Below are 24,350 nucleotides of genomic sequence, written 5' to 3'. Positions count from 1 at the left end.
GGCACCCCAGGGCACCGCACCCGAGGCGGCACCCCGGCCGCGCCGTACGCGCAGCGCCTCCGACGGCTCGGCCAGCCAGTCCGCCGCCCCGGCGGGCCCCCGCCGGCGCGAGGAACCGGCGACCGAGACGCCCCCGGCGCCCCCGCCCCGCACCCGCAGCGCGGACGCCCCCTGGAACAACCCGCGCCCCGCCTTCGACGACGACGCCCCAGCCCCGGCCCCCGGGGCCGGCGCGCCCGGCCCCGGGCCACGGACCCGCGACCCACGCCGGAGGACCGAACCTCGCCCGGCGAGCAATCGTCCGACGAGGCCGACAAGCGCACGACGGGCGACCGACCGGCCGACGACCGTACCGACAGCGGCGCACCGGCCGACAAGCGCACGATGCGTGACCGATCGGCCGACGACCGCACCGACAGCGGCGCACCGGCCGGCGAACGCACGACTGACGACCGCACGACCGACGGACGAGCGAACAACGGAGGAGACGCGTGAACGACGTACTCGACGTCGCCCTCCGGCTGCTCGTCGTCTTCGCCGTGTTCCTGGTCCTGCCCCTGGTGATCGGCCAGACCGAGCACAAGGTCATGGCCCACATGCAGGGCCGCCTGGGCCCCATGTACGCCGGCGGGTTCCACGGCTGGGCGCAGCTCGTCGCCGACGGGGTGAAGTTCGCGCAGAAGGAGGACGTGGTCCCGGCCAACGCCGACCGCCGCATCTTCCAACTCGCCCCCGCCGTCGCCCTCCTCCCGTACCTCCTCGTCCTGGTCGCCATCCCCGTCGGGCCGGGCGAAGGGGCCGTCGGCGAGGTCGTCGACGCGGGCATCTTCTTCGTGCTGGCCATGATGGGTGTCGGCGTGCTCGGCTCGCTCATGGCGGGCTGGGCGTCCGCCAACAAATTCTCCCTCCTCGGCGGCCTGCGCACCGCCGCCCAGCTCCTCGCCTACGAGCTGCCCATGCTGCTCACCGCCGCCTCCGTCGCCATGGCGGCCGGCACGGTGTCGCTCCCCGGCATCCTCGACGCGTTCGAGTGGTGGTGGGTGCCCTGGCAGATCGTCGGCGCGCTCGTGTTCTTCGTAGCGGGGCTCGCCGAACTCCAGCGCCCGCCCTTCGACATGCCGGTCGCCGACTCCGAGATCATCTTCGGCGCGTACACCGAGTACACCGGTCTGCGCTTCGCGTTGTTCCTGCTGGCCGAGTACGCCGGCATCGTCGTCCTGTGCGGTCTGACCACCGTCCTGTTCCTCGGCGGCTGGCACGGACCCTTCGGGGCCGAGGGTCTCGGCTGGGTGTGGACCCTGCTCAAGACGGCCGTGCTCGCCTTCGTCGTGATCTGGCTGCGCGTGAGCTACCCGCGACTGCGCGAGGACCAGCTGCAGAAGCTCGCCTGGACCACGCTCGTCCCGCTCGCCCTCGCCCAGATCGCCCTCACCGGCATCGTCAAGGTGGTGATCCAGTAATGCCTCCGATCCCCGGATCCGGCCTGGCGAAGGGCCTCGCCGTCACCCTCCGCACGATGACGAGGAAGAGCCACACCGCGCAGTACCCCGACGCACAGCCCGAGCTCCCGCCCCGCACGCGTGGCGTGATCGGCCTGTTCGAGGAGAACTGCACGGTCTGCATGCTCTGCGCCCGCGAGTGCCCCGACTGGTGCATCTACATCGACTCCCACAAGGAGACGATCCCGGCCGCCGCCCCCGGTGGCCGGGAGCGCAGCCGCAACGTCCTCGACCGCTTCGCCATCGACTTCGCGCTGTGCATGTACTGCGGTATCTGCATCGAGGTCTGTCCTTTCGACGCGCTGTTCTGGTCGCCGGAGTTCGAGTACGCGGAGACGGACATCCACGAGCTCACCCACGAGCGGGACAAGCTCCGGGAGTGGATGTGGACGGTCCCCGAACCGCCCGCCCTCGACCCCGGCGCCGAGGAGCCCAAGGAGATCGCCGCCGCCCGCAAGGCGGCCGAGAAGCTCGCCGCCGCCCAGGCCGCCGCCGAAGCCGCCCCGGCGACCGGGACCGCCCCGGCGACCGGGACCGCCCCGGCGACGGGGACCGGCGGACCCGCCGCGCCCGGTTCCGCCGCGCCCGGCGCTCCTCCCGTGCCGCCCGCGCCCGGCACCGGCAAGCCGCAGCCCCCGGCCGAGGGAGGAACCGCGTGACGCTCGCCGCCACCCACGGCTTCCTGTCGCCCACCGGTGTGGAGATCGCCTTCGTCCTCGTCGGCATCGTCACCCTCGGCGCCGCCGTCGTCACGGTCACCACCAAGCAGCTGGTGCACGCCGCCCTGTGGCTGGTCGTGGCGCTCGGCGGGCTGGCCGTCGAGTACCTCCTCCTCACCGCGGAGTTCATCGCCTGGGTCCAGGTGCTGATCTACGTCGGTTCCGTCGTCGTCCTCCTCCTCTTCGGTCTGATGCTCACCAAGGCGCCGATCGGCCGCTCCGAGGACGCCGACTCCGGCAACCGCCCGGCCGCCCTGGCGGTCGCCGTGGCCGCCGCGGCCGCCCTCGTCTGGGTGGTCGTCGACGCGTTCCGCGCCACCTGGATCGACCTCGACGGGCCCGCCCAGGGCTCCACGAAGGTGTCCGGCGCGATCCTCTTCCGGCACTGGGTACTGCCCTTCGAGGCGCTCTCCGTCCTCCTCCTGGCCGCGCTCGTCGGCGCGATCGTCCTGTCCCGCCGGGACCGCGACCAGGAGGGCGGCAACTGATGCACCTCGCCTACCCGGCGGTCCTCGCCGTCCTGCTGTTCTGCACCGGCCTGTACGGGGTCCTCGCCCGCCGCAACGCGATCCTGGTCCTGATGTCCGTCGAGCTGATGCTCAACGCCGTCAACCTCAACCTGGTCGCCTTCGACGTCTGGCTGCGCGACGCCCTGCACGCCGGCCAGGCGCTGACCCTCTTCACCATCGCCATCGCCGCCGCCGAGATCGGCATCGGGCTGGCGATCGTCCTGATGGTCCACCGCAACCGCGGCACCTCGGACATCGACAAGCTCCGCGACAACGCCGAGACCAACGACGCGGACCGGACCGCCGGTGCCGCCGAGACCGCGGGCCCCGACGAGAAGGCTGAGGCCGCCGCGTGACCACCACGACCCTCGCCGTCCTCGTTCCCCTCCTTCCCTTCCTCGGTGCCGTCGCCGGGCTCGCGCTCGGCCGCACCGCGCCGGGGTTCGTACGCCCCCTGGCCGTGCTGCCGACGGCCGCCGCCCTCGTCCTCGCCGTCCTGGTCGCCGTACGCCAGGGCGGCGGCAGGGCGATCGACGCGTCGACCCAGCTCACTCCGACCGGCTCGGTGCCGATCGACCTGGCCCTCCACCTGGACGGGTTCGCCGTCCTGACCGCGGTCCTGGTGGGCGTGGTCGCCTCGTGCGTGCAGCTCTACTCGACGGCCTACCTCCGCGAGGACCCGCGCTACGCCTCGTACGCGGCGCTCGTCTCCCTGTTCACCTCCGCGATGCTGCTGGTCGTCTACTCCGGCGACCTGATGGTGCTGCTGGTCGGCTGGGAGATCATGGGCATCTGCTCGTACTTCCTCGTCGGCCACTACTGGGAGACGCCCGAGGCGCGGGCCGCCTCCCTCAAGGCCTTCCTGGTCACCAAGCTCGGCGACGTCCCCTTCCTCATCGGTCTGTTCGCGCTGGCCGCCGACGCCGGCACGTTCCGGATCACCGGGGTCCTCGGCGCCGTCGCCGCGGGCGGCATCGAGCACCCCACCCTGATCGCGCTGCTGCTGCTCGCGGGCGTCGCCGGCAAGTCCGCGCAGTTCCCGCTGCACACCTGGCTCCCGGACGCCATGGCCGGCCCGACGCCGGTGTCCGCACTGATCCACGCCGCGACGATGGTCGCCGCCGGCATCTACTTCGTGGCCCGTCTCCTCCCCGTCTTCGCGGCCTCCGCCGCGGCCATGACCGTGCTCGCCGTGATGGCCGCCGTCACGATGGTCGGCTCCGGACTGGCCGCCCTCGCGCAGGACGACATCAAACGGGTCCTCGCCTACTCGACCATCGGCCAGCTCGGCTACATGTCCGGCGCCCTGGCCGCCGGCGACCGGGGCGCGGCCGTCTTCCACCTCCTGTCGCACGGAGCGTTCAAGGCGCTGCTGTTCCTCGCCGCCGGCGTGATCATCCACGCCGCCGGTACGAACTCGCTGGCCGCCATGTCCCGCATGCGGGGCCTCGCCGGCCGCATCCCCGACGCGTACTGGACGATGACGATCGCCCTGCTGGCGCTCGCCGCGATCCCGCCCTTCGCCGGCTTCTTCTCCAAGGAGGCCGTCCTGGTGGCCGCCGAGCACACCGCACTCGGCGACGGGTCCACCGCGCCCGCCGCGGCCGGCTGGGTGGTCCTCGTCTCCGGACTGCTCACCGCCCTCCTCACGGCCGCCTACGCGACCCGCCTGTGGCTGCTGGTCTTCCGCGGCCGGGGCACCGAGGCCCCCGACCACGGCCGGCAGCCGCTCGTCATGAACGCCGTCCTGTGGGTGCTCGCCCTGCCCTCCCTCGCCTTCGGTCTGTCCGTGGGCGTCCTCGGTGACTGGTTCGACGGCCACGCCCTGACGCCGACCGTCACCACCGCGGTCCTCGGCACCGGCATCGCGCTCGTCGGCGGGCTCGTCACCTACGCCACCTGGCGGCACACCACGGCGATGGCCGGCCGCACCCCGATCGGCGCGGTCGCGGCCCACCCCCAGGCCGACCCGGCCGTCTCCGAGGCGGAGGCGATCGCCACGCACACCCCCGCCTACGGTGACCCGGCCTCGGCCCCCGACCCCGCCGACCCCGGACGCCTGCTGCTCGGCCCGCTGCACCGCCACGCCGCCGCCGGCTTCCACCTCGACGCCGTCTACTCCGCCCTCTTCGTCCGCCCCGTCAGGGCGGCGGCCTCACTGGTCACCTTCCTCGACCGCGAGGTCGTCGAGACCTACGTACGCGCAGCGGGTGGTGGCACCAACCTGCTGGGGCGGGCCGTCCGGCGCGCCCAGACGGGCAACCTGCAGACCTATCTCAGCGCCCTGCTCGCCGGCTCCGTCGTCCTGGCGATCGCCGCCGTCGCCCTCGCCAACGTCAACGCCGGGTCGTGAGCCGTGATCGATATCAGCGAATCCGTGATGCAGTTCCTTCTCGCGTTCATCGTCGTCGGCCCGCTCATCGGCGCCGCGGCGGCCCTCCTGCCCGCCCCGCCCGGGCTGAAGGGGAAGTCCCCGGACCAGGCCGTGCTCCGCCACGGTGTGACCGTCACCGGCGCGATCCTCGCCGCCGCGATCGTCCTCACGCTCGGTTTCGACCACGACCAGCCGTCGAGGATGCAGGCCACGACGGACATCAGCTGGATCCCCGCGCTCGACGTGCGGATCCATCTCGGCATCGACGGCATTTCCCTCCCCCTCCTGGTCCTGACCGCGCTGCTGACCTTCCTCTGCGCGCTGTACAGCTACTTCAAGATGCCCGCGGGCCCGTCGCCCCGGGCCTTCGTCGCGCTGCTGCTCGTCCTCGAGTCCGGCACGCTGGCGACCTTCGCCGTCCTCGACCTGCTGCTGTTCTTCCTGGCCTTCGAGATGGTGCTCATCCCGATGTACTTCCTCATCGCCCGCTGGGGCGGCGAGGGACGCCGGGCGGCCGCCTGGCGCTTCATCCTCTACACGCTGCTCGGTTCGGTCGTCATGCTGCTGGGCCTGCTCCTCATCGGGCTGAAGGCGGGCACGTTCGACATGGTGGCACTCGCCACTGACAACGGCCGTGACATCACCACGTCCGTGCAGGTCATCGCGGTTCTCGCGGTGGGGATCGGGCTCGCGGTGAAGACCCCGATGTGGCCGCTGCACAGTTGGCTGCCGGACGCCCACACCGCCGCGCCCACCGTCGGCTCCGTCCTCCTCGCCGGTGTCCTGCTGAAGATGGGTACGTACGGATTCGTCCGGATTGCTTTGCCGATCACGCCGGACGGCATGCACGTCCTCGCGCCGTACCTCGCCGCGTTCGCCGCCGCCGGCATCATCTACGGATCACTCGCCTGCCTCTCCCTCGCGCGCACCGGCGCGAAGGGCGACCTCAAGCGCCTGATCGCCTACTCCTCCGTGGGCCACATGGGCTTCGTCCTCCTCGGCATCGCGACCATGACGCCCACCGGGGTCAACGGCGCGCTCTTCGCCAACGTCGCCCACGGCCTGATCACCGGCCTGCTGTTCTTCCTGGTCGGCGCCATCAAGGACCGGTACGGCACCGCCGACCTCGACACCCTCGCCGGCGCCACCGGCGCCGCGCTCTACGGCCGCGCGCCCCGCCTCGGCGGCCTCCTCGCCTTCGCCGCCGTCGCCTCGCTCGGGCTGCCCGGCCTGGCCGGGTTCTGGGGCGAGATGCTCGCGCTGTTCGGCGCGTTCCGGCCGGCCGAGGGCCTCAGCCGCCCCGCGTTCCTCACCTTCATGGCCGTCGGCGCGTTCGGCACCCTGCTCACGGCCGCGTACCTCCTGGTCGTCGTGCGGAGGGTGTGCATGGGCGCCCGGCCCGGCCCCGACCAGCCGGCCCTCCCCGACATCCAGCGGTACGAGTTCGCGGCCTGGTCGCCCCTGGCCGTCCTCACCGTCGTCGCCGGCCTCTGGCCCGCGGTCCTCCTCGGCCTGACCGATCCGGCCGTGCAGAAGCTCCTCGCAGGAGGCAAGTCGTGACCCTCGCCGCCACGAGTGCTCCGGGCGCCGCGAACGCGTCGAGCGCGGGCGATCTCGTCCAGTCCGTTGACTGGGCCGCCATCGCCCCGCCGACCATCGCCGCCGTGGTCGGCCTGGTCGTGCTGGTCGCCGACCTGTTCGTGCCCAAGGAGCGCAAGCAGTTCCTCGGCGGCTGCGCGATCGCCGGCCTCGCCGTCGCGATCCTCGCCCTCGTACCGCTGCGCAAGGGCGACCGCAGCACCTTCTGCCTGACCACCGACGTCGACGCGTGCAGCTACACCGCCGACCACTTCACCCTGGTCATCCAGTTCCTGGTGCTCGGCGGGGCCCTCCTGACGGCACTGCTGTCGCTCCACGACACCAAGGAGAGGCTCCCGGCCGGCGAGTTCTGGTTCCTGCTGCTCTCCTCGGCCGCCGGCGCCGCCCTGCTGCCCGCCTCCCGCGACCTCGCGACGCTGGTCGTCGCCCTGGAGGTCGCCTCGCTGCCCGCCTTCGCGCTCGTCGGCCTCAAGCGGGGCTACCGGATGTCCGGCGAGGCGGCGCTGAAGTTCTTCCTCTCCTCCGTCACGGCCACCGCCGTGATGCTGCTCGGCGTCAGCTTCGTGTACGCGGCGACCGGCACGCTCCATCTGACCGAGATCGCCCAGAGCCTGGACGACGTCCCGGCGCGGCTGGAGACCCTCGCCAAGGCGGGCGTCGCCCTCACCCTCGTGGGATTCGCCTTCAAGACGGCGGCGGTCCCGTTCCACTTCTGGGTCCCCGACACCTACGTCGGCGCGCCGCTGCCCATCGCCGCCTACCTGTCCGTCGTCGGCAAGGCGGTCGGCTTCACCGGCCTCATCCTGGTGACCGTCATCGCCTTCCCGACGTACGCGGACGTGTGGGGACCGGCGCTCGCGGTCCTCGCCGCGCTCACCATGACCGTCGGCAACGTGGCCGCCCTCCGGCAGGCCCCCACGCGCGCGTGGAGCGCGGTACGGCTGCTGGCCTGGTCGTCGGTGGCCCAGGCGGGCTACCTGTTGGTGCCGATCGCGGCGGCGGCGTACTCCGGGGACGACCAGATCGGCGCCACCGTCGCGTACGCCCTGATGTACGCCGTGGTGAACCTCGGCGCGTTCGCGGTGGCCGCCCTGGTCGCCCGCGCGCACCCGCTGAACCGGATCTCCGACTACCGGGGCCTGTACGCCACCCGGCCCGGCGCCGCCCTGGTCATGGGGTTCTTCCTGCTGTGCCTGGCCGGCCTGCCGCCGGGCATCATCGGCCTCTTCGCCAAGGTCACCGTCTTCTCGGCGGCGGTCGACGCGGGCCTCGGCTGGCTCGCCGTCGTCATGGGTCTCAACGTCGTGATCGCCCTCTACTACTACCTGCAATGGACGGCGGTGCTGTTCCGCACCCCGGAGGGCGCCCCCGCCCGGCCGTCCGTGGAGGAGCGGCCCACTCCCGCGCCCACCGCGGCGACCGCCCTCGCGTCCACCCCCGCGCCCGTCACCGTGGCCATCGCCTTGACGGCCGTCGCGGGCGTGGTCCTGTCGGGCTACCCGCAGCTGGTGCTGCGCTTCGCCGCCGACACGCTGTTCTGACCCCCTCCAACGCCAGGGCCCACAGCCCCCACACACCCCACGCACTACCTAGGAGCACGGCCGTGCTGAACGGTTTCAAGGACTTCTTCCTCCGCGGGAACGTCATCTCCATGGCCATCGGCCTCGCCGTCGGCGCGGCCTTCACGGCGGTCGTCACCGCCTTCAGCAACGCCTTCATCACCCCGCTCATCGGCCTCGCCACCGGCACCGTGGGTGACTTCAGCCACTCCTACTTCGTGGTCAGGAACGCCAAGTTCCCCTATGGCCTGTTCATCAGCGCCGCCCTCGCGTTCCTGATCACCGCGGTGGTGCTCTACTTCTGCGTCGTCCTGCCGATGATGAAGATCCAGACCCGCTTCAAGCGCGACGAGCCCTTCGACATCAAGGCGGCGGTACGCGACTGCCCGCGCTGCTACACCGAGATCCCGGCCGTCGCCAGCCGCTGCGCCCACTGCACCAGCGAGGTCGAGCCGGTGCCCGAGGCCCTCCAGAAGGCCGGCCTGCCCGCCCAGCGCTGAGTCACCCGAACGGCCCACCCCCGCCCCCCGGCGCACCAGGGAACCCGCCATGCCCGCCTGGCGTTGACCAGTACGGGAGGGTCCACTGAGCAGTGGACCAGCACCAGGCAAAGGGTCCCCCTGCCGCACCACTTGGAGGGCGTACCGTGCACCGCCGGCACAACGGGCTGAAGACCGCCGTACTCCTCGGGGGACTGTCCGCACTCATCATCCTGATCGGCAGCTTCTTCGGCCGTACGGGCCTCGTCGTCGCGCTCGTCGTGGCCCTCGGCACCAACGCGTACGCGTACTGGAACAGCGACCGGCTCGCGCTGCGCGCCATGCGGGCGCGCCCGGTGAGCGAGTTCCAGGCCCCGCAGCTGTACCGGATGGTCCGTGAGCTCTCCACGCAGGCCCGCCAGCCGATGCCCCGCCTCTACATCTCGCCCACGCAGGCCCCCAACGCGTTCGCGACCGGGCGCAACCCGCGCAACGCGGCGGTCTGCTGCACGGAGGGCATCCTCCAGCTCCTCGACGAACGCGAACTGCGCGGGGTCATCGGCCACGAGCTGAGCCACGTCTACAACCGGGACATCCTGATCTCGTCGGTCGCCGGAGCGCTCGCCTCCGTGATCATGTTCCTGGTGCACTTCGCCTGGCTGATCCCCACCGGCCGCTCCGACGACGACGACGGCCCGGGCCTGCTCGGCATGCTGCTGATCATGCTGCTGGGCCCGCTCGCCGCGTCCGTCATCCAGCTGGCCATCAGCCGCTCCCGGGAGTACGAGGCGGACGCCTCCGGAGCCCAGCTCACCGGAGACCCGCTCGCCCTGGCCAGTGCCCTGCGGAAACTGGAGGCGGGCACCAAGCAGCTGCCCCTGCCGCCGGAACCCCGGATCGAGACGGCCAGTCACATGATGATCGCGAACCCGTTCCGCCCGGGTCAGGGGTTCGCCAAGATGTTCTCGACACATCCGCCGATGGCGGAACGCATCGCCCGACTCGAACAGATGGCAGGTCGCCGCCCATGAAAGCAATCCTCAACGTCATATGGCTGCTGCTGGGCGGCTTCTGGCTGTTCCTCGGCTACATGGTCGCGGGTCTGCTGCTCTGCATCACCATCCTGGGCATCCCCTTCGGCCTGGCCGCCTTCCGCGTCGGCCTCTACGCGCTGTGGCCCTTCGGCCAGACCGTCGTCGAGCGCCGGGACGCCGGAGCCGCGTCGTGCGTCGGCAACGTGCTGTGGCTGGTGCTGGCCGGCTGGTGGCTGGCGCTCGGGCACGTCGTCACCGGCATCGCCCTGTGCGTCACCATCATCGGCATCCCGCTGGGCATCGCGAACTTCAAGCTCATCCCGGTCTCCCTGCTGCCCCTGGGCAAGGAGATCGTCCCGACCGACCGGCCCTTCGCGACCCGTTGACGACTGCACGCCACCGTCGCCCGGATCTCTGTCGGTTGTCAGTGCCGTGGTGCACCATGAACACATGACCGAGGAACAGCAGTTGCCGGCCGGCGGCCCGGACGCGGTCGTCGCCCGAATATGACGCGCGCGGGGCGTCAGCTCCGCCGCACCGCGTACATCACCGCGCCCGCCGCCAGGACCGCCGTGCCCGCCAGCACGGACGACACCGGCAGGGCGAACGCGAGCGCCAGGCAGCCCGCCAGCCCCGCCACCGCCAGGACCCGCCCCGAACCGAGGGTCCAGGCGGAGGCGTTGGCGACCGCGTAGTAGACCAGCACCCCGAACGACGAGAAGCCGATCGCCCCGCGCACATCCGCCGTCGCCGCCACCACCGCGACGACCAGCCCCACCGCCAGCTCCGCGTGGTGCGGCACCCGGAAGCGCGGGTGGACGGCGGCGAGCGCACCCGGCAGGTGGCCGTCGCGCGCCATCGCCAGCGTCGTACGGGACACCCCGAGGAGCAGCGCCAGCAGGGAACCCGAAGCGGCCGCCACCGCGCCCACCCGCACCACCGGCACCAGCCAGTCCGCCCCCGCGGCGCGTGCGGCGTCCACCAGGGGAGCCGCCGACGCGCCCAACTCCCGTGCGCCCAGCACCGACAGGACGGAGACCGCCACGGCCGCGTACACGACCAGCGCGACACCCAGCGCCAGCGGAACCGCCCGCGGGATGGTCCGCGCCGGGTCCCGCACCTCCTCGCCGAGAGTGGCGATCCGCGCGTACCCGGCGAACGCGAAGAACAGCAGCCCGGCCGCCTGGAGCACCCCGCCCGCCGTCATGCCCCCGGACGGGCCCAGCCGCGCGGGATCCACCGCGCCCGACCGGAGGGAGGACACGACCACCGCGGCCAGGACCGCCAGCACGCCCGCCACCAGGACGCGCGTGAGCAGCGCCGACTTCTGGACGCCCCGGTAGTTCACGGCCGTCAGCGCCACGACGACCGCGGCCGCCACCGCGTGCGCCTGATCCGGCCATGCGTACGTCCCGACCGCCAGCGCCATCGCCGCACACGAGGCGGTCTTGCCGACGACGAAGCCCCAGCCCGCCAGATACCCCCAGAAAGGCCCCAGCCGTTCGCGACCGTACACATATGTTCCGCCCGAAGCCGGATACCGGGCGGCCAGCCGTGCCGACGCCATGGCGTTGCAGTACGCGACGGCCCCCGCCAGGGCCAGGGCCGGCAGCAGCCCGTTCCCGGCCGCCTCCGCAGCGGGCCCGAGCACGACGAAGATCCCCGCGCCCACCATCGACCCCAGCCCGATGACGACCGCGTCGAAGAGGCCCAGCGAACGCCGCAGCTCCTGTGTCATGGGCCGCACCCTACTGATCTCCGCAACCACCCCCCGCCCCCCGGGCGTCCTTCCGGACAACACCGTACGAAAGGCAGGTTCACGGCATGGACATCCTCAGCTGGATCATCCTCGGGCTGGTGGCCGGCGTCATCGCCAAGGTGCTGCTGCCCGGCCGTGACCCCGGCGGGCTGATCGGCACCACGCTCATCGGCGTCGCGGGCGCCTTCGTCGGCGGCTGGCTGTCGGCCCGCTTCCTCGACCGGCCGATCAGCAACCAGTTCTACGACGGTCCCACCTGGTTCGCGGCGATAGGCGGCTCGCTGGTGCTGCTCATCGCGTACCGCATCCTGTTCGGCCACTCCCGCTCCCGCTGAACGAGGCGGGGCGGGGGACTACCTGGAACTACCCGACAGCCCCGTCTCCCGCAGCGTGATGTTCAGCCGGCCCGACTCCAGCCCGACCGCCGGATCGGCCGTACCCGGCAGGATTCTCGGCACACCGTGGTACGCGAAGCGCGACGGCCCGCCGAAGACGAACAGATCCCCCGACACCAACTCCACGTCCCTGTACGGGCGGCCGCGCGACCCGGTGTTCCCGAACCGGAAGACGCAACTGTCCCCGATGCTCAGCGACACCACCGGGGCACCGGACCGCTCCTCCTTGTCCTGGTGCATCCCCATGCGGGCCGCCCCGTCGTAGAAGTTGATCAGCGCCGTGTCCGGGGCGTACCCGCCGGTCCGGCCATAGGCCGCGACCAGCGCCTCCCGCCCCAGGTCCGCCAGCCAGTCCGGGAAGGGAGCCACCGGGGCGCCGTTCACGTCACCGGCCGTCCGCGCGTACCGGTACGGCTGCCAGTGCCAGCCCAGACACACCGTCCGCACCGACATCACGCCACCGCCCGGGAGCACCGTGTGCCGCATCGGCACCGGTCCACGCGCCCACTCCCGGCACGCCGCCACCAGCTCCCGCTGCCGCTCCACGGACAACCAGCCCGGCACGTGCACCGCACCGGGCGCGATCTCCGTCCGCTCCCGCTCCACCGCGAAGAGCCCGTCGTCACCGGACGCCGCACCCGTCACCGTACGAGTGCGCCTTCCAGCCCGAGCAGCCGCTCCTTGCGCTCCAGCCCGGCCGCGTACCCCCGCAGCGCCCCGTCCGCGCCGATCACCCGGTGGCAGGGCCGCACCACCAGGAGCGGATTGCGCCCGATCGCGGTCCCCACCGCCCGCACCCCGGCCCCCGGCGCACCGACGCGCGCCGCGATCTCCCCGTACGTCACGGTCGCGCCGTACGGAATGTCGTCCACGGCCCGCCACACCCGCCGCTGGAAGTCGGTCCCGGCGTCGGCGTACGTAAGGTCGAAGCGGGTCAGCCCGCCCGTGAAGTACGACCGGAGCTGCGCCGCGATGCCCTCGAACGCCCCGGGGGCGTGCCGCCAGCCCTCCCGGACGACCGCCGCGCCCTTCTGCCCGGGCAGGGAGAGGGAGGCGAGCACGGTCCGGCCGTCCGCGTACTCCTCGCCGACCAGCAGCATCTCGCCCAGCGGGCCGTCCACGTACGCGTACACCGTCATGATCCGTTCCCTTCCTCGCCCATCCCCGCGTCCCCACCAGTGTGCGTCCGCCCTGACCAGCGGGCTGGCGGCTTTCGGACACGACGATCGGTGCCGGCGCCACGATCGGTGCGGCGCCACGATCTGTGCCGGACCGCGATTCGTGCCGGACAACGGGCGGGGGCGGGCCGGCCGCAGCCGTGTCCGCCCCCGATCCGCCCGGTGACCGGTCGCCGACCGGTCCGAGGCGTGCCCTAGCGGTAGTTCACGAACTGGAGGGCGAAGTCGAAGTCCTGGCCCTTCAGGAGCGAGATCACGGCCTGGAGGTCGTCCCGGCTCTTCGAGCTGACCCGCAGCTCGTCGCCCTGCACCTGCGCCTTGACGCCCTTGGGCCCCTGGTCGCGGATGATCTTCGCCACCTTCTTGGCGTTGTCCTGGGAGATGCCCTCCTCGATGGAGGCGAAGATCTTGTACTCCTTGCCGGAGATCTGCGGCTCGCCGGCGTCGAGCGACTTCAGCGAGATGCCCCGCTTGATCAGCTTTGACTCGAAGACGTCGAGGATGGCCTTGACCCGCTCCTCGGAGTTCGCCTGCATCAGGATCTTCTCGCCGGACCAGGCGATGGAGGCCCCGACGTTCTTGAAGTCGTAGCGCTGCGAGATCTCCTTCGCCGCCTGGTTGAGGGCGTTGTCGACCTCCTGCCGCTCGACCTTCGAGACGATGTCGAAACTGGAGTCGGCCATGTCCTGTGGCTCCTTGGGTCGCGTGCGTAGAGGTTGGCTGTGGTGCGTCCGGGCTCCCCGGACCGCCACCGCAAAGCCTAGCCATCCCGCCCGCCGCGAGTGCTGATCAATCCGGTGGCGAAGCACCCCCGGACATCGGGTATTGTTTACGTCGTTGCCGGGGAGCACCGCCGAAAAGCGGCCATCCTCCAGGCGACATCCCATGGCGGTGTGCCCGAGTGGCCAATGGGAACGGACTGTAAATCCGTCGGCTTAGCCTACCCAGGTTCGAATCCTGGCGCCGCCACGCGATGAACGGCCCCTGATCTGCGGAAACGCGATCAGGGGCCGTTTGCGTTCCCGACCGACCGAACGAACGACCGGCCAGCCCGCTGGGGCCGGCCGGCCGGGCGGGGATACGTCAGGGCGACGGCCGGTCGGCGAGGCGGAAGGCGAGTTCCGTCTCCCACCGGGACGGGTCCGGTTCGACCCGGGGGTCCGTGCGGTAGGACTCGATACGGCAGCCCCACCGCTCGACGCCGTCCACCTCCCGCATGTCCCACGCCAGGCCCCGCTCGTCCGCCCACTCCCGCAGGGCGGCGGCCGCGGCGAACAGCCGGTCGGGGTGGCCGACATGGGTCAGCGTCGCGTAGCGGCCGGCCGGGAGCAGCGCCACGCCGACGTCGCCCTCAGGTTCCGGGAGCGAGGGGAGCGGGGCGACCGGAACACCGGCCTCCACCTCCGACTCGCCCGCCATGTCGACGGTGACGAAGCGGAAGAACGGGGCGTCGGCGAGCTCGATGTCCCGCGCCCCCAGCCACCCGACCAGCTCCGGCAGCCGGTCGGCGATCTCGCCGAAGCCGTCCATCCGCACCGACCGGCGCATGAAGACGTAGGGCTGCTCGGGGCGCTCCACCACGACCGGTTCGGCGAAGGTCATTGGCCCGCGACCGCCTTCACCGCGACCGTCACCGGTACGGACCCGCTGATCAGCTCCAGCGTCAGCCCCGCCGTGGCCGGCGTCTCAACCAGCTCGGCCAGGACCGCCGCCACGTCGTCGCGCGGTACCGGCCCGCGTCCGGTGGCCGCCTCCAGCCGCACCAGGCCGGTGCCGGCGTCGTTCGTCAGCATGCCGGGCTTGAGGATCGTCCAGTCGAGGCCCCGCTTGGCGCGTACGTAGTCGTCCGCCGCCCCCTTCGCCCGCAGGTACGCGTCGAAGATCTCGTCCCCCGGGTGGCCGGCGTCGGCGCCCATCGACGACACGACGACGTACCGCCGTACGCCCGCCCTGGCCGCCGCGTCCGCGCAGAGCACCGCCGCCCCGCGGTCCACGGAGGCCTTGCGCTCCGCGCCGCTGCCCGGGCCGGCGCCCGCCGCGAAGACCACCACGTCGGCGCCCGTGACCGCCGCGGTGACCTCGTCCTCGGTCGCCGACTCCAGGTCCAGGACGACCGGTTCGGCACCCGCCTCGCGCAAGGCGTCGGTCTGTTCGGGGTTGCGGATGATGCCCGCGACGTCGTGCCCGCCCGCCGACAGCAACCGCTCCAGTCGCAGGGCGATCTGACCATGTCCTCCAGCGATGACAATGCGCATGCTCCCGACCGTACGACGCCGGAGCCGAAAACGCGCAGGAACCAGGCACCGACGGGCCGGAACGAATGCCGGAACGGATCCCGGAACGCACGGACACCGGCGCCGGACGGGCCGTCAGGACACCCGCCGAGGTCCGCCCGCCGAGGACGCCCCGCGCGGGCATCCGGATGGTCAGGGGCGGGCGTCCGGCCGTCCCTGGCGCGGCAGTTCGAGCGCCGCCGCCGAGTCGCAGTACTCCCGCACCGCGCTCGTCCGCGCCACCACCCGGCCGCGGTGCACCACGATCCGGCTGTACGCCAGCGACAGCACGCCCGACAACCGCTCCCCGCGCACCGCCAGCAGCTCCGCCGGGAACCCCGCCTCCACCCGCACCGCGGGCAGCCCCATCGCCTCCCGCGCGGCCCCGCTCACCGCCCCGTACGCCTCCGCGGGCCGCAACCCGCCCTGGGAGGCCAGCAGGTACGCCGCCTCCAGCGGATCGCCCCGCCCCACCGGGTTGGCCACGTCCCGCAGCGCCCCGCTCCCGGCGGCGACCCGTACGCCCGCCGCCCGCAACAGCCGCACGGGCGCGACCCCGCGCACCTCCGTACCGCCGCAGCCGCCCTGCGGCATGCACGCGACCGTCACGCCCGCCGCCGCGAGCTGGTCGGCCGCCCGCCCCGCCGCGTCGCCAGGAAGCCGCCCCAGCGCCCCGCACGGCCCGATGGTGACCCCCGGCCGCAGACCGCCCGCCATGGCGGCCAGCCGGGCGAGGCGCGCCGGGTCGTCGCCGTCCGTGTGCAGGTCGACCGGGCAGCCGTGCTCCGCGGCCACCTCCAGCACCGCCTCCGCGTACCCGGCCGGGTCGGGGTCCAGGTCCGGGCACCCGCCCACCACCCCGGCGCCCATCTTCACCGCGTCGCGCAGCATCGCCAGCCCGTCCGCCCCCGCCACACCGGTCAGCAGCCGCGGGACGGCGACCGCCGTCAGGTCGGCCAGCCCGCGCAGCGAGCGGCGCGCCTGGAGGACCGCCTCCAGCGGGCCGAGCCCCTGGACGTCGCCGATCCGGACGTGGGCGCGCAGTGCGGTCGCCCCGTGCCCGAGCTGGAGCAGCGCGGCCTCGGTGGCGCGGCGCTGGACGTCCTCGGTGGCGTACGAGACGGGGCCGGGGCCGTCGGCGCTGAGCGCGGTGTCGGCGTGGGCGTGCGGTTCGGCGGGGGCGGGCAGCAGCAGGTAGCCGGCGAGGTCGACGCGGGCGCCGTGGGTGGGCAGGCTGCCCGCGGTGCCGACGGCTTCGATGCGCCCGCCGCTGAGCCGTACGTCGACGGTCCGGCCGTCGGTGAGGCGGGCGCCGCACAGCAGCAGCGCGGTGGCGTCGGCGGTGGCGCCCTCGGGCGGCTGCGGCTGCTGGCTGTCGGAGGACATCGGGCTCCTGGCGGGCTCGGGGGCTCGGTGGCTCGGCGTGGTCCGCGGCGTGCGGGCGGCGGGGCCGCCGGCCGTGCGGGTGTACGGGCGTACTGGCGTGATCACGCAGCGTGAGCCGAGCCTAGGGGCCGTCCCACTGGGCATCGAGGAGGAGCGCAATAGTCGTACCGGCGCGGGGCGCGAGTGGCGTACGGGACCTCGGGGATGTACGGGGCCGACGCCCCGCCCGCCGGGCCGGCGGACCGCCCGGGGTGACCCTCCGTGGCGGCGCCGGAAGGGGGCGGTGGGCGTTCCGTGAGCGTTTTGGGGAGTGGCGGCGCGGGGGCCGGGTAGCCGCGGGGAATCGGATTTGGGCGAACGGCGGCCGACCGTGTAATGTCTTCATCGCTCGCCCCAATAGCTCAGTCGGCAGAGCGTCTCCATGGTAAGGAGAAGGTCTACGGTTCGATTCCGTATTGGGGCTCTGGTGCGGTAGCCCTCACCTTCGGGTGAGGGACTCCGTATCAAAGCGGTGTAGCTCAGTCGGTAGAGCAAGCGGCTCATAATCGCTGTGTCACCGGTTCAAGTCCGGTCACCGCTACACACGGTAGCCGATTGTGGGGTCGGTCCTTCGATCGGCTACTCTTTTATGCGTTCATCCGTCCATCCGTCCGTCAAGGAGCACTCACGTGGCTGCCACCGACGTCCGCCCGAAGATCACGCTGGCCTGCGTGGAGTGCAAGGAGCGGAACTACATCACCAAGAAGAACCGGCGCAACAACCCGGACCGTCTTGAGATGAAGAAGCACTGCCCGCGCTGCAACGCGCACACTGCGCACCGCGAAACGCGCTGAATCAGGCTCGTACACGAGGCCGTCCCCGTCAGGGGGCGGCCTCGTGTCGTTTGTTCGAAGACATGACCCAGGAGGTAGCGAGTTCATGGCGCTCGATCAGTCCTTCGTGGGGCGGACCTATCCGCCCACCGCGCCGTACGAGGTCGGCCGGGAGAAGATCCGCGAATTCGCCGAGGCGGTCGGGGACCTGAATCCGGCGTACACCGACACGGAGGCCGCCAAGGCGCTCGGCCACCCGGATGTGATCGCTCCGCCGACCTTCGTGTTCGCCATCACCTTCCGGGCCGCGTCAGCGGTGATCGAGGACCCGCAGCTGGGCCTGGACTACAGCCGCGTGGTGCACGGCGACCAGAAGTTCGCGTACACCCGTCCGGTACGGGCGGGGGACCGGCTGACGGTCGTCTCGACCATCGAGGCCATCAAGTCGCTCGCCGGCAACGACATCCTGGACGTCCGCGGGGAGGTCCACGACGAGGCCGGTGAGCACGTGGTGACGGCGTGGACGAAGCTCGTGGCCCGTGCCGCGGCAGAGGAGGCGTGAGGCGATGAGCGCGAAGATCGCATTCGACGAGGTCGAGGTCGGCACCGAGCTGCCGGCGAAGAGCTTCCCCGTGACGCGCGCCACGCTGGTGCGGTACGCGGGCGCCTCCGGGGACTTCAACCCGATCCACTGGAACGAGAAGTTCGCCAGGGAGGTCGGGCTGCCGGACGTCATCGCGCACGGCATGTTCACCATGGCCGAGGCGATCCAGGTGGTGACCGACTGGTCGGGCGACCCGGGGGCGGTCGTCGAGTACGGGGTGCGGTTCACCAAGCCGGTCGTCGTCCCCAACGACGAGACGGGCGCGCTGATCGAGGTCAGCGGCAAGGTCGCCGCGAAGCTGGACGACAACCGGGTGCGGGTGGACCTGACCGCCATGAGCGCCGGCCAGAAGGTGCTCGGCATGTCCCGCGCCGTCGTACGGCTCGCCTGACCGCCGCACGCCCGACGCCGCCCGGGGGGTGCCACGCGCGCGTGGCCCCCCCCGGCGCGCACCCGGAAGGGGCTGTCCGAGCCGCACCGTAGGCTTGGGCGCGTGCAGGAACTCCACGACGCTCCCCTCGCCCCCCTGACCACCTTCCGGCTCGGCGGCCCCGCGAACCGGCTCGTCACGGCGACCACCGACGACGAGGTCGTCGCCGCCGTGCGCGAGGCCGACGAGACCGGCACCCCGCTGCTGGTCATCGGCGGCGGGTCCAACCTCGTCATCGGCGACAAGGGCTTCGACGGCACCGCCCTGCGCATCGCCACCCGGGGATTCGTCCTGGACGGCACGCGGCTGGAGCTGGCGGCCGGTGAGGTGTGGACGGACGCCGTGGCGCGCACGGTGGAGGCCGGGCTCGCCGGCATCGAGTGCCTGGCCGGCATCCCCGGCTCGGCGGGCGCCACCCCGATCCAGAACGTCGGGGCGTACGGCCAGGAGGTCTCGGCCACCATCACGGAGGTCGTGGCGTACGACCGCCGCTCGGGCGAGACGGTCACCGTCCCGAACGCCGAGTGCGACTTCTCGTACCGCCACAGCCGCTTCAAGGCCGACCCGGACCGGTTCGTCGTGCTGCGGGTGCGCTTCGAGCTGGAGGACGCGCAGGGGCTGAGCGCGCCCATCAAGTACGCCGAGACGGCCCGCGTGCTCGGCGTGGAGCCCGGCGACCGCGTCCCGGCCGCCACCGCCCGCGAGACGGTGCTCGCGCTCCGCGCCGGCAAGGGCATGGTCCTGGACCCGGCGGACCACGACACCTGGTCGGCGGGCTCGTTCTTCACCAACCCGATCCTGGAGCAGGCGCACTACGAGGAGTTCCTCGCCCGCGTCCGTGACCGCCTCGGCGCCGACGTCGCCCCGCCCGCCTTCCCAGCCGGCGACGGACGGGTCAAGACCTCCGCGGCCTGGCTCATCGACAAGGCCGGCTTCACCAAGGGGTACGGCACCGGCCCCGCCCGCATCTCCACCAAGCACACCCTGGCCCTCACCAACCGCGGCGAGGCCACCACCGAGGACCTGCTCGCCCTCGCCCGCGAGGTCGTCGCGGGCGTACGGGACGCCTTCGGCGTCACGCTGGTCAACGAGCCGGTGACGGTCGGCGTCAGCCTCTGACGCCGCTCACGGGCCCGCCAGCCAGTCGTCGACGCCCGCGAGCAGCTTCGCCCGGACGTCCTCCGGCGCCGCCGAGCCGCGCACCGACTGACGGGCCAGCTCCGCCAGCTCGTGGTCGGAGAAACCGTGGTGGGCGCGGGCGATCTCGTACTGGGCCGCCAGCCGCGACCCGAACAGCAGCGGGTCGTCCGCCCCGAGCGCCATGGGCACCCCGGCCTCGTACAGCGTCCGCAGCGGGACGTCCTCGGGCTTCTCGTACACGCCGAGCGCCACGTTCGAGGCGGGGCACACCTCGCAGGTCACTCCCCGCTCGGCCAGCCGGCGCAGCAACCGGGGGTCCTCCGCGGCCCGGACGCCGTGCCCGATGCGCGCCGCCCGCAGGTCGTCCAGGCAGTCCCGCACGGACGCCGGGCCGGTCAGCTCGCCCCCGTGCGGCGCGGCCAGCAGCCCGCCCTCCCGGGCGATCGCGAACGCCCGGTCGAAGTCCCGCGCCATGCCGCGCCGCTCGTCGTTCGACAGCCCGAAGCCGACCACGCCCCGGTCCGCGTACCGGACGGCCAGGCGGGCGAGGGTCCGGGCGTCCAGCGGGTGCTTCATGCGGTTCGCGGCCACCAGGACCCGCATGCCCAGGCCGGTCTCCCGCGAGGCGCTCTCCACCGCGTCCAGGATGATCTCCAGGGCCGGGATCAGACCGCCCAGCCGCGGGGCGTACGACGTCGGGTCCACCTGGATCTCCAGCCACCCCGACCCGTCCCTGACGTCCTCCTCGGCCGTCTCGCGCACCAGGCGCCTGATGTCCTCCGGTTCGCGGAGGCAGGACCGGGCGATGTCGTACAGCCGCTGGAAACGGAACCAGCCCCGCTCGTCGGTGGCCCGCAGCTGCGGGGGCTCTCCGCCGGTCAGCGCCTCGGGCAGATGGACGCCGTACTTGTCGGCGAGCTCCAGCAGGGTCCCGGGCCGCATCGACCCGGTGAAGTGCAGGTGCAGATGGGCTTTGGGCAACAGCCGCAGATCTCGTACGTGCTCCATTGAGGGATCTTGCCAAAACCGCCGCCCGCGCGGGAGCCCCTTTCACCGATCGGGTGCTCAAGGGAACGGAAAAGCGGGCCCCGGCACACCGCCGGGAGCCCGCCCGTACGTCCGCGCCTCCGTGGAGGGCCGGCTCAGTCGCGCGCCTCCGCCAGCAGCTTCTGCATCCGCGACACGCCCTCGACCAGGTCCTCGTCGCCCAGCGCGTACGACAGCCGCAGGTAGCCCGGCGTGCCGAACGCCTCGCCGGGAACGACCGCCACCTCCGCCTCGTCGAGGATCAGCGCCGCCAGCTCCACCGAGGTCTGCGGGCGCTTGCCGCGGATCTCCTTGCCCAGCAGCCCCTTCACCGACGGGTACGCGTAGAACGCGCCCTCCGGGGTCGGGCAGTAGACGCCCTCGATCTCGTTGAGCATCCGCACCATGGTCTGGCGGCGGCGGTCGAACGCCGCCCGCATCTCCGCCACCGCGTCCAGGCTGCCCGAGACGGCGGCCAGCGCGGCGGCCTGTGCGACGTTCGACACATTGGACGTGGCGTGCGACTGGAGGTTCGTCGCGGCCTTCACCACGTCCTTCGGGCCGATGATCCACCCGACCCGCCAGCCGGTCATGGCGTACGTCTTGGCCACGCCGTTGACGACGACGCACTTGTCCCGCAGCTCGGGCAGGATCGCCGGCAGCGAGGTGAAGGTGGCGTCGCCGTACACGAGGTGCTCGTAGATCTCGTCCGTCATCACCCACAGGCCGTGCTCGACGGCCCAGCGGCCGATCGCCTCGGCGTCGCCCTCGGTGTAGACGGCGCCGGTCGGGTTGGACGGGGAGACGAAGAGGACGACCTTCGTCCGCTCCGTACGGGCCGCCTCCAGCTGCTCCACGGACACCCGGTAGCCGGTGGTCTCGTCGGCGACGACCTCCACCGGCACACCGCCGGCCAGCCGGATCGACTCGGGGTACGTCGTCCAGTACGGCGCCGGGACGATGACCTCGTCGCCCGGGTCCAGGATCGCGGCGAACGCCTCGTAGATCGCCTGCTTGCCACCGTTGGTCACCAGGACCTGGGAGGCGTCGACCTCGTAGCCGGAGTCCCGCAGCGTCTTCGCGGCGATGGCTGCCTTCAGCTCGGGCAGTCCGCCGGCCGGCGTGTAGCGGTGGTACTTCGGGTTGCGGCAGGCCTCTACCGCGGCCTCGACGATGTAGCCGGGCGTCGGGAAGTCGGGCTCACCCGCGCCGAAGCCGATCACCGGGCGCCCGGCGGCCTTGAGGGCCTTGGCCTTGGCGTCGACGGCGAGGGTCGCGGACTCGGAGATCGCGCCGACTCGGGCGGAGACCCGGCGCTCGGTGGGAGGGGTTGCAGCGCTCATGCGGCCCATGCTCCCAGACCGGGAAAGAGCGCGGCACACGGATCTCGCCGTGCGGACGGCGGGAATCCGACGGGTGCGAGGGGGCTGCGCCGACCGTGTCAGGAGCTATCTGTTCGACGCGGCGCCGCTGACCACGTACACTCTCTGCTCGTTGGCCCTCATCGACCACGTCCACGGATGCGGTAGGTTGGGGGAGAACGACAGAGGGTCGTAGCTCAATTGGTAGAGCACCGGTCTCCAAAACCGGCGGTTGGGGGTTCAAGTCCCTCCGGCCCTGCTACACACACCGCCAGGTTGTGTGCGCAGGTATGTACTTCATTGCACCGCCGTGCGGCTCCACCCGGGCGCGGCACGGCCGACCCGGAATCAGGTGAGAGACGTGACGGATGCCGTAGGCTCCATCGACATGCCTGATGCCGAGGACGAAGCACAGGAGTCGAAGAAGAAGGGCCGCAAGGGCGGCAAGCGCGGAAAGAAGGGCCCGCTGGGCCGTCTCGCGCTCTTCTACCGCCAGATCGTCGCCGAGCTGCGCAAGGTCGTCTGGCCGACTCGCAGCCAGCTGACGACGTACACGACCGTCGTCATCGTCTTCGTCGTCATCATGATCGGTCTGGTGACCGTGATTGACCTCGGCTTCCAGGAAGCAGTCAAGTACGTCTTCGGCTGAGTCCCGCGGAGGGCGCCCACCCAGGCGCCCCTTTTCGCATGTTCCACCCCATCTGTATCCAGGAAGAAGCAGCCACCGTGTCTGACCCGAACCTGAACGAGTCCGCCCAGGACGAGCTCGACGTCGTCGAGGCGGCCGACGAGGACCAGGCGGAAGCTGCGGACGCCGCTGTCGGCGAGGCCGCCGAAGAGGCCGCTCTCCACGTCGAGGACGAGGACGCGGTCGAGGAGGCCCCCGAGGCCGAGGCCGGCACTGAGACCGCCGAGGGCGAGACCGCCGAAGCCGACGAGACCGACGCCGACGAGGACGAGACCGACGACGTCGTCGCCGAGGCGGCGGAGCCCGAGGCCCCGGCCGACCCCATCGCCGCCCTCCGCGACGAACTGCGCGGCCTGCCCGGCGAGTGGTACGTCATCCACACCTACGCGGGCTACGAGAAGCGCGTGAAGGCCAACCTCGAGCAGCGTGCCGTCTCGCTGAACGTCGAGGACTTCATCTACCAGGCCGAGGTCCCCGAGGAAGAGATCGTCCAGATCAAGAACGGCGAGCGCAAGAACGTCCGGCAGAACAAGCTGCCCGGTTACGTTCTCGTCCGCATGGATCTGACGAACGAGTCCTGGGGCGTCGTCCGCAACACCCCCGGCGTCACCGGCTTCGTGGGCAACGCCTACGACCCGTACCCGCTGACCCTGGACGAGATCGTCAAGATGCTCGCCCCGGAGGCCGAGGAGAAGGCCGCCCGCGAGGCCGCCGAGGCCGAGGGCAAGCCGGCTCCGGCCCGCAAGGTCGAGGTCCAGGTGCTGGACTTCGAGGTCGGCGACTCGGTCACCGTCACCGACGGCCCGTTCGCCACGCTCCAGGCCACGATCAACGAGATCAACGCCGACTCGAAGAAGGTCAAGGGCCTCGTCGAGATCTTCGGTCGCGAGACCCCGGTCGAGCTGAGCTTCGACCAGATCCAGAAGAACTGACGCATACAGCTTCCGAACAGGTCAGACCGGGCCTCGCGCCCGTTCTGACCTGCTCGGTTTTTGGCCGCGCATGGATACCCGTTATCGTTGTGCGGTATGCCTCCATCCGGATGACGTCGGATGGTGGCGAGAAACTCTCACTAGGACCCGGAGAGAGCAATGCCTCCCAAGAAGAAGAAGGTCACGGGGCTTATCAAGCTCCAGATCCAGGCCGGCGCGGCCAACCCGGCTCCGCCGGTCGGCCCCGCCCTGGGTCAGCACGGCGTCAACATCATGGAGTTCTGCAAGGCCTACAACGCCGCGACCGAGTCGCAGCGTGGCATGGTCGTGCCGGTGGAGATCACGGTCTACGAGGACCGTTCCTTCACCTTCATCACCAAGACTCCGCCGGCCGCCAAGCTGATCCTCAAGGCCGCGGGTGTGGACAAGGGCTCCGGCGAGCCGCACAAGACCAAGGTCGCCAAGCTCACGAGCGCCCAGGTCCGCGAGATCGCCTCGGTCAAGCTGCCCGACCTGAACGCCAACGACCTGGACGCCGCCGAGAAGATCATCGCCGGCACCGCCCGCTCCATGGGCATCACGGTCGAGGGCTGA

The 24,350-nt window shown here is 72.0% G+C and carries 27 protein-coding genes and 4 tRNA genes; 22 read left to right on the top strand and 9 right to left on the bottom strand.

Annotation, left to right across the window (positions count from 1 at the left end):
* The first annotated feature begins 491 nt into the window (after positions 1–491).
* From EIZ62_RS13170 to EIZ62_RS13125, 10 genes are all read left to right on the top strand, one after another.
* Positions 492–1,460, top strand: coding sequence for a complex I subunit 1/NuoH family protein (locus EIZ62_RS13170; RefSeq protein ID WP_156692877.1), 969 nt, complete (start codon positions 492–494; stop codon positions 1,458–1,460).
* Positions 1,460–2,158 carry a NuoI/complex I 23 kDa subunit family protein gene (locus EIZ62_RS13165; protein WP_167536480.1) on the top strand — a complete coding sequence of 233 codons (699 nt, stop codon included), beginning with the start codon at positions 1,460–1,462 and terminating at the stop codon, positions 2,156–2,158. Before EIZ62_RS13170 ends, EIZ62_RS13165 begins: the two co-directional genes overlap by 1 nt.
* Complete coding sequence (locus EIZ62_RS13160) at positions 2,155–2,706, top strand: NADH-quinone oxidoreductase subunit J family protein (protein ID WP_156692876.1); 552 nt, start codon at positions 2,155–2,157, stop codon at positions 2,704–2,706. Before EIZ62_RS13165 ends, EIZ62_RS13160 begins: the two co-directional genes overlap by 4 nt.
* Entirely contained in the window at positions 2,706–3,083 is a 378-nt protein-coding gene (gene nuoK / locus EIZ62_RS13155; protein WP_156692875.1) for an NADH-quinone oxidoreductase subunit NuoK, read from the top strand. The genes EIZ62_RS13160 and nuoK overlap by 1 nt, the downstream gene beginning before the upstream one ends.
* On the top strand, positions 3,080–5,080 hold the full coding sequence (locus EIZ62_RS13150) for an NADH-quinone oxidoreductase subunit 5 family protein (RefSeq protein ID WP_156692874.1): 2,001 nt from the start codon (positions 3,080–3,082) through the stop codon (positions 5,078–5,080). The genes nuoK and EIZ62_RS13150 overlap by 4 nt, the downstream gene beginning before the upstream one ends.
* Positions 5,081–5,107: 27 nt before the next feature.
* Positions 5,108–6,661: an NADH-quinone oxidoreductase subunit M gene (locus EIZ62_RS13145; RefSeq protein WP_156696368.1), complete on the top strand. Its 1,554-nt coding sequence runs from the start codon at positions 5,108–5,110 to the stop codon at positions 6,659–6,661.
* The gene (locus EIZ62_RS13140; protein WP_208827898.1) at positions 6,658–8,241 is read left to right on the top strand and encodes an NADH-quinone oxidoreductase subunit N; all 1,584 of its coding nucleotides are present in this window, start codon (positions 6,658–6,660) and stop codon (positions 8,239–8,241) included. The genes EIZ62_RS13145 and EIZ62_RS13140 overlap by 4 nt, the downstream gene beginning before the upstream one ends.
* A 62-nt stretch (positions 8,242–8,303) precedes the next feature.
* A complete protein-coding gene (gene mscL, locus EIZ62_RS13135) occupies positions 8,304–8,759 on the top strand; it encodes a large conductance mechanosensitive channel protein MscL (protein WP_156692873.1) in 456 nt (151 codons plus the stop codon).
* 146 nt (positions 8,760–8,905) lie between these two features.
* The gene (htpX, locus tag EIZ62_RS13130) at positions 8,906–9,769 is read left to right on the top strand and encodes a zinc metalloprotease HtpX (RefSeq protein WP_156692872.1); all 864 of its coding nucleotides are present in this window, start codon (positions 8,906–8,908) and stop codon (positions 9,767–9,769) included.
* On the top strand, positions 9,766–10,158 hold the full coding sequence (locus EIZ62_RS13125) for a YccF domain-containing protein (RefSeq protein ID WP_156692871.1): 393 nt from the start codon (positions 9,766–9,768) through the stop codon (positions 10,156–10,158). Before htpX ends, EIZ62_RS13125 begins: the two co-directional genes overlap by 4 nt.
* A gap of 137 nt (positions 10,159–10,295) precedes the next feature.
* Here EIZ62_RS13125 and EIZ62_RS13120 read toward each other — a convergent pair whose 3' ends face one another.
* The gene (locus EIZ62_RS13120; protein WP_156692870.1) at positions 10,296–11,510 is read right to left on the bottom strand and encodes an APC family permease; all 1,215 of its coding nucleotides are present in this window, start codon (positions 11,508–11,510) and stop codon (positions 10,296–10,298) included.
* Between the two features lie 86 nt (positions 11,511–11,596).
* Here EIZ62_RS13120 and EIZ62_RS13115 point away from each other — a divergent pair, with 86 nt between their 5' ends.
* Positions 11,597–11,866: a GlsB/YeaQ/YmgE family stress response membrane protein gene (locus tag EIZ62_RS13115; RefSeq protein ID WP_156692869.1), complete on the top strand. Its 270-nt coding sequence runs from the start codon at positions 11,597–11,599 to the stop codon at positions 11,864–11,866.
* A gap of 18 nt (positions 11,867–11,884) precedes the next feature.
* Here the strand turns inward: EIZ62_RS13115 and EIZ62_RS13110 are convergent, their stop codons facing one another.
* The 3 genes from EIZ62_RS13110 to EIZ62_RS13100 all read right to left on the bottom strand — a co-directional run bounded on the left by EIZ62_RS13110 (position 11,885) and on the right by EIZ62_RS13100 (position 13,787).
* The gene (locus EIZ62_RS13110; protein WP_156692868.1) at positions 11,885–12,571 is read right to left on the bottom strand and encodes an alpha-ketoglutarate-dependent dioxygenase AlkB family protein; all 687 of its coding nucleotides are present in this window, start codon (positions 12,569–12,571) and stop codon (positions 11,885–11,887) included.
* Entirely contained in the window at positions 12,568–13,065 is a 498-nt protein-coding gene (locus EIZ62_RS13105; RefSeq protein ID WP_156692867.1) for a methylated-DNA--[protein]-cysteine S-methyltransferase, read from the bottom strand. Before EIZ62_RS13105 ends, EIZ62_RS13110 begins: the two co-directional genes overlap by 4 nt.
* A 233-nt stretch (positions 13,066–13,298) precedes the next feature.
* Entirely contained in the window at positions 13,299–13,787 is a 489-nt protein-coding gene (locus EIZ62_RS13100; protein WP_156692866.1) for a YajQ family cyclic di-GMP-binding protein, read from the bottom strand.
* Positions 13,788–13,991: 204 nt separating this feature from the next.
* Here EIZ62_RS13100 and EIZ62_RS13095 point away from each other — a divergent pair.
* Positions 13,992–14,073, top strand: a tRNA-Tyr gene (locus EIZ62_RS13095).
* Positions 14,074–14,187: 114 nt separating this feature from the next.
* Here the strand turns inward: EIZ62_RS13095 and EIZ62_RS13090 are convergent.
* The 3 genes from EIZ62_RS13090 to EIZ62_RS13080 form a co-directional block, all read right to left on the bottom strand.
* Complete coding sequence (locus tag EIZ62_RS13090; protein ID WP_156692865.1) at positions 14,188–14,706, bottom strand: GyrI-like domain-containing protein; 519 nt, start codon at positions 14,704–14,706, stop codon at positions 14,188–14,190.
* Positions 14,703–15,359, bottom strand: coding sequence for an SDR family oxidoreductase (locus tag EIZ62_RS13085; RefSeq protein WP_156692864.1), 657 nt, complete (start codon positions 15,357–15,359; stop codon positions 14,703–14,705). Before EIZ62_RS13085 ends, EIZ62_RS13090 begins: the two co-directional genes overlap by 4 nt.
* A gap of 171 nt (positions 15,360–15,530) precedes the next feature.
* On the bottom strand, positions 15,531–16,763 hold the full coding sequence (locus EIZ62_RS13080; RefSeq protein ID WP_156692863.1) for an amidohydrolase family protein: 1,233 nt from the start codon (positions 16,761–16,763) through the stop codon (positions 15,531–15,533).
* A 390-nt stretch (positions 16,764–17,153) separates the two neighbouring features.
* Here EIZ62_RS13080 and EIZ62_RS13075 point away from each other — a divergent pair.
* The 6 genes from EIZ62_RS13075 to EIZ62_RS13050 all read left to right on the top strand — a co-directional run bounded on the left by EIZ62_RS13075 (position 17,154) and on the right by EIZ62_RS13050 (position 19,728).
* A tRNA-Thr gene (locus tag EIZ62_RS13075) sits at positions 17,154–17,226 on the top strand.
* 44 nt (positions 17,227–17,270) lie between these two features.
* Positions 17,271–17,343: transfer RNA gene (locus EIZ62_RS13070), tRNA-Met, on the top strand.
* Positions 17,344–17,431: 88 nt separating this feature from the next.
* Positions 17,432–17,596 (top strand): 50S ribosomal protein L33, encoded by a 165-nt coding sequence (rpmG, locus tag EIZ62_RS13065; RefSeq protein WP_003948671.1) that lies wholly within the window; start codon positions 17,432–17,434, stop codon positions 17,594–17,596.
* Positions 17,597–17,681: 85 nt separating this feature from the next.
* Positions 17,682–18,137 (top strand): MaoC family dehydratase N-terminal domain-containing protein, encoded by a 456-nt coding sequence (locus EIZ62_RS13060; RefSeq protein ID WP_156692862.1) that lies wholly within the window; start codon positions 17,682–17,684, stop codon positions 18,135–18,137.
* Between the two features lie 4 nt (positions 18,138–18,141).
* Positions 18,142–18,570, top strand: a complete 429-nt coding sequence (locus EIZ62_RS13055) for a MaoC family dehydratase (protein WP_156692861.1) — start codon at positions 18,142–18,144, stop codon at positions 18,568–18,570.
* Positions 18,571–18,672: 102 nt separating this feature from the next.
* On the top strand, positions 18,673–19,728 hold the full coding sequence (locus EIZ62_RS13050) for a UDP-N-acetylmuramate dehydrogenase (RefSeq protein ID WP_156692860.1): 1,056 nt from the start codon (positions 18,673–18,675) through the stop codon (positions 19,726–19,728).
* A gap of 6 nt (positions 19,729–19,734) precedes the next feature.
* Here the strand turns inward: EIZ62_RS13050 and EIZ62_RS13045 are convergent, their stop codons facing one another.
* A complete protein-coding gene (locus EIZ62_RS13045) occupies positions 19,735–20,757 on the bottom strand; it encodes an adenosine deaminase (protein WP_156692859.1) in 1,023 nt (340 codons plus the stop codon).
* Positions 20,758–20,891: 134 nt separating this feature from the next.
* Positions 20,892–22,118 carry a pyridoxal phosphate-dependent aminotransferase gene (locus EIZ62_RS13040; protein ID WP_156692858.1) on the bottom strand — a complete coding sequence of 409 codons (1,227 nt, stop codon included), beginning with the start codon at positions 22,116–22,118 and terminating at the stop codon, positions 20,892–20,894.
* A gap of 204 nt (positions 22,119–22,322) precedes the next feature.
* Here EIZ62_RS13040 and EIZ62_RS13035 point away from each other — a divergent pair.
* From EIZ62_RS13035 to rplK, 4 genes are all read left to right on the top strand, one after another.
* Positions 22,323–22,395: transfer RNA gene (locus tag EIZ62_RS13035), tRNA-Trp, on the top strand.
* Between the two features lie 102 nt (positions 22,396–22,497).
* On the top strand, positions 22,498–22,785 hold the full coding sequence (gene secE, locus EIZ62_RS13030; protein ID WP_064069968.1) for a preprotein translocase subunit SecE: 288 nt from the start codon (positions 22,498–22,500) through the stop codon (positions 22,783–22,785).
* Between the two features lie 77 nt (positions 22,786–22,862).
* Positions 22,863–23,756 (top strand): transcription termination/antitermination protein NusG, encoded by an 894-nt coding sequence (gene nusG / locus EIZ62_RS13025; RefSeq protein WP_156692857.1) that lies wholly within the window; start codon positions 22,863–22,865, stop codon positions 23,754–23,756.
* Between the two features lie 159 nt (positions 23,757–23,915).
* Positions 23,916–24,350 (top strand): 50S ribosomal protein L11, encoded by a 435-nt coding sequence (rplK, locus tag EIZ62_RS13020; RefSeq protein ID WP_064069966.1) that lies wholly within the window; start codon positions 23,916–23,918, stop codon positions 24,348–24,350.

Origin of the sequence: Streptomyces ficellus (genome assembly GCF_009739905.1) — a bacterium.
In the GTDB taxonomy this organism is placed as follows: Bacteria; Actinomycetota; Actinomycetes; order Streptomycetales; family Streptomycetaceae; genus Streptomyces; species Streptomyces ficellus_A.
This window is presented reverse-complemented; position numbering and strand designations above follow the sequence as displayed.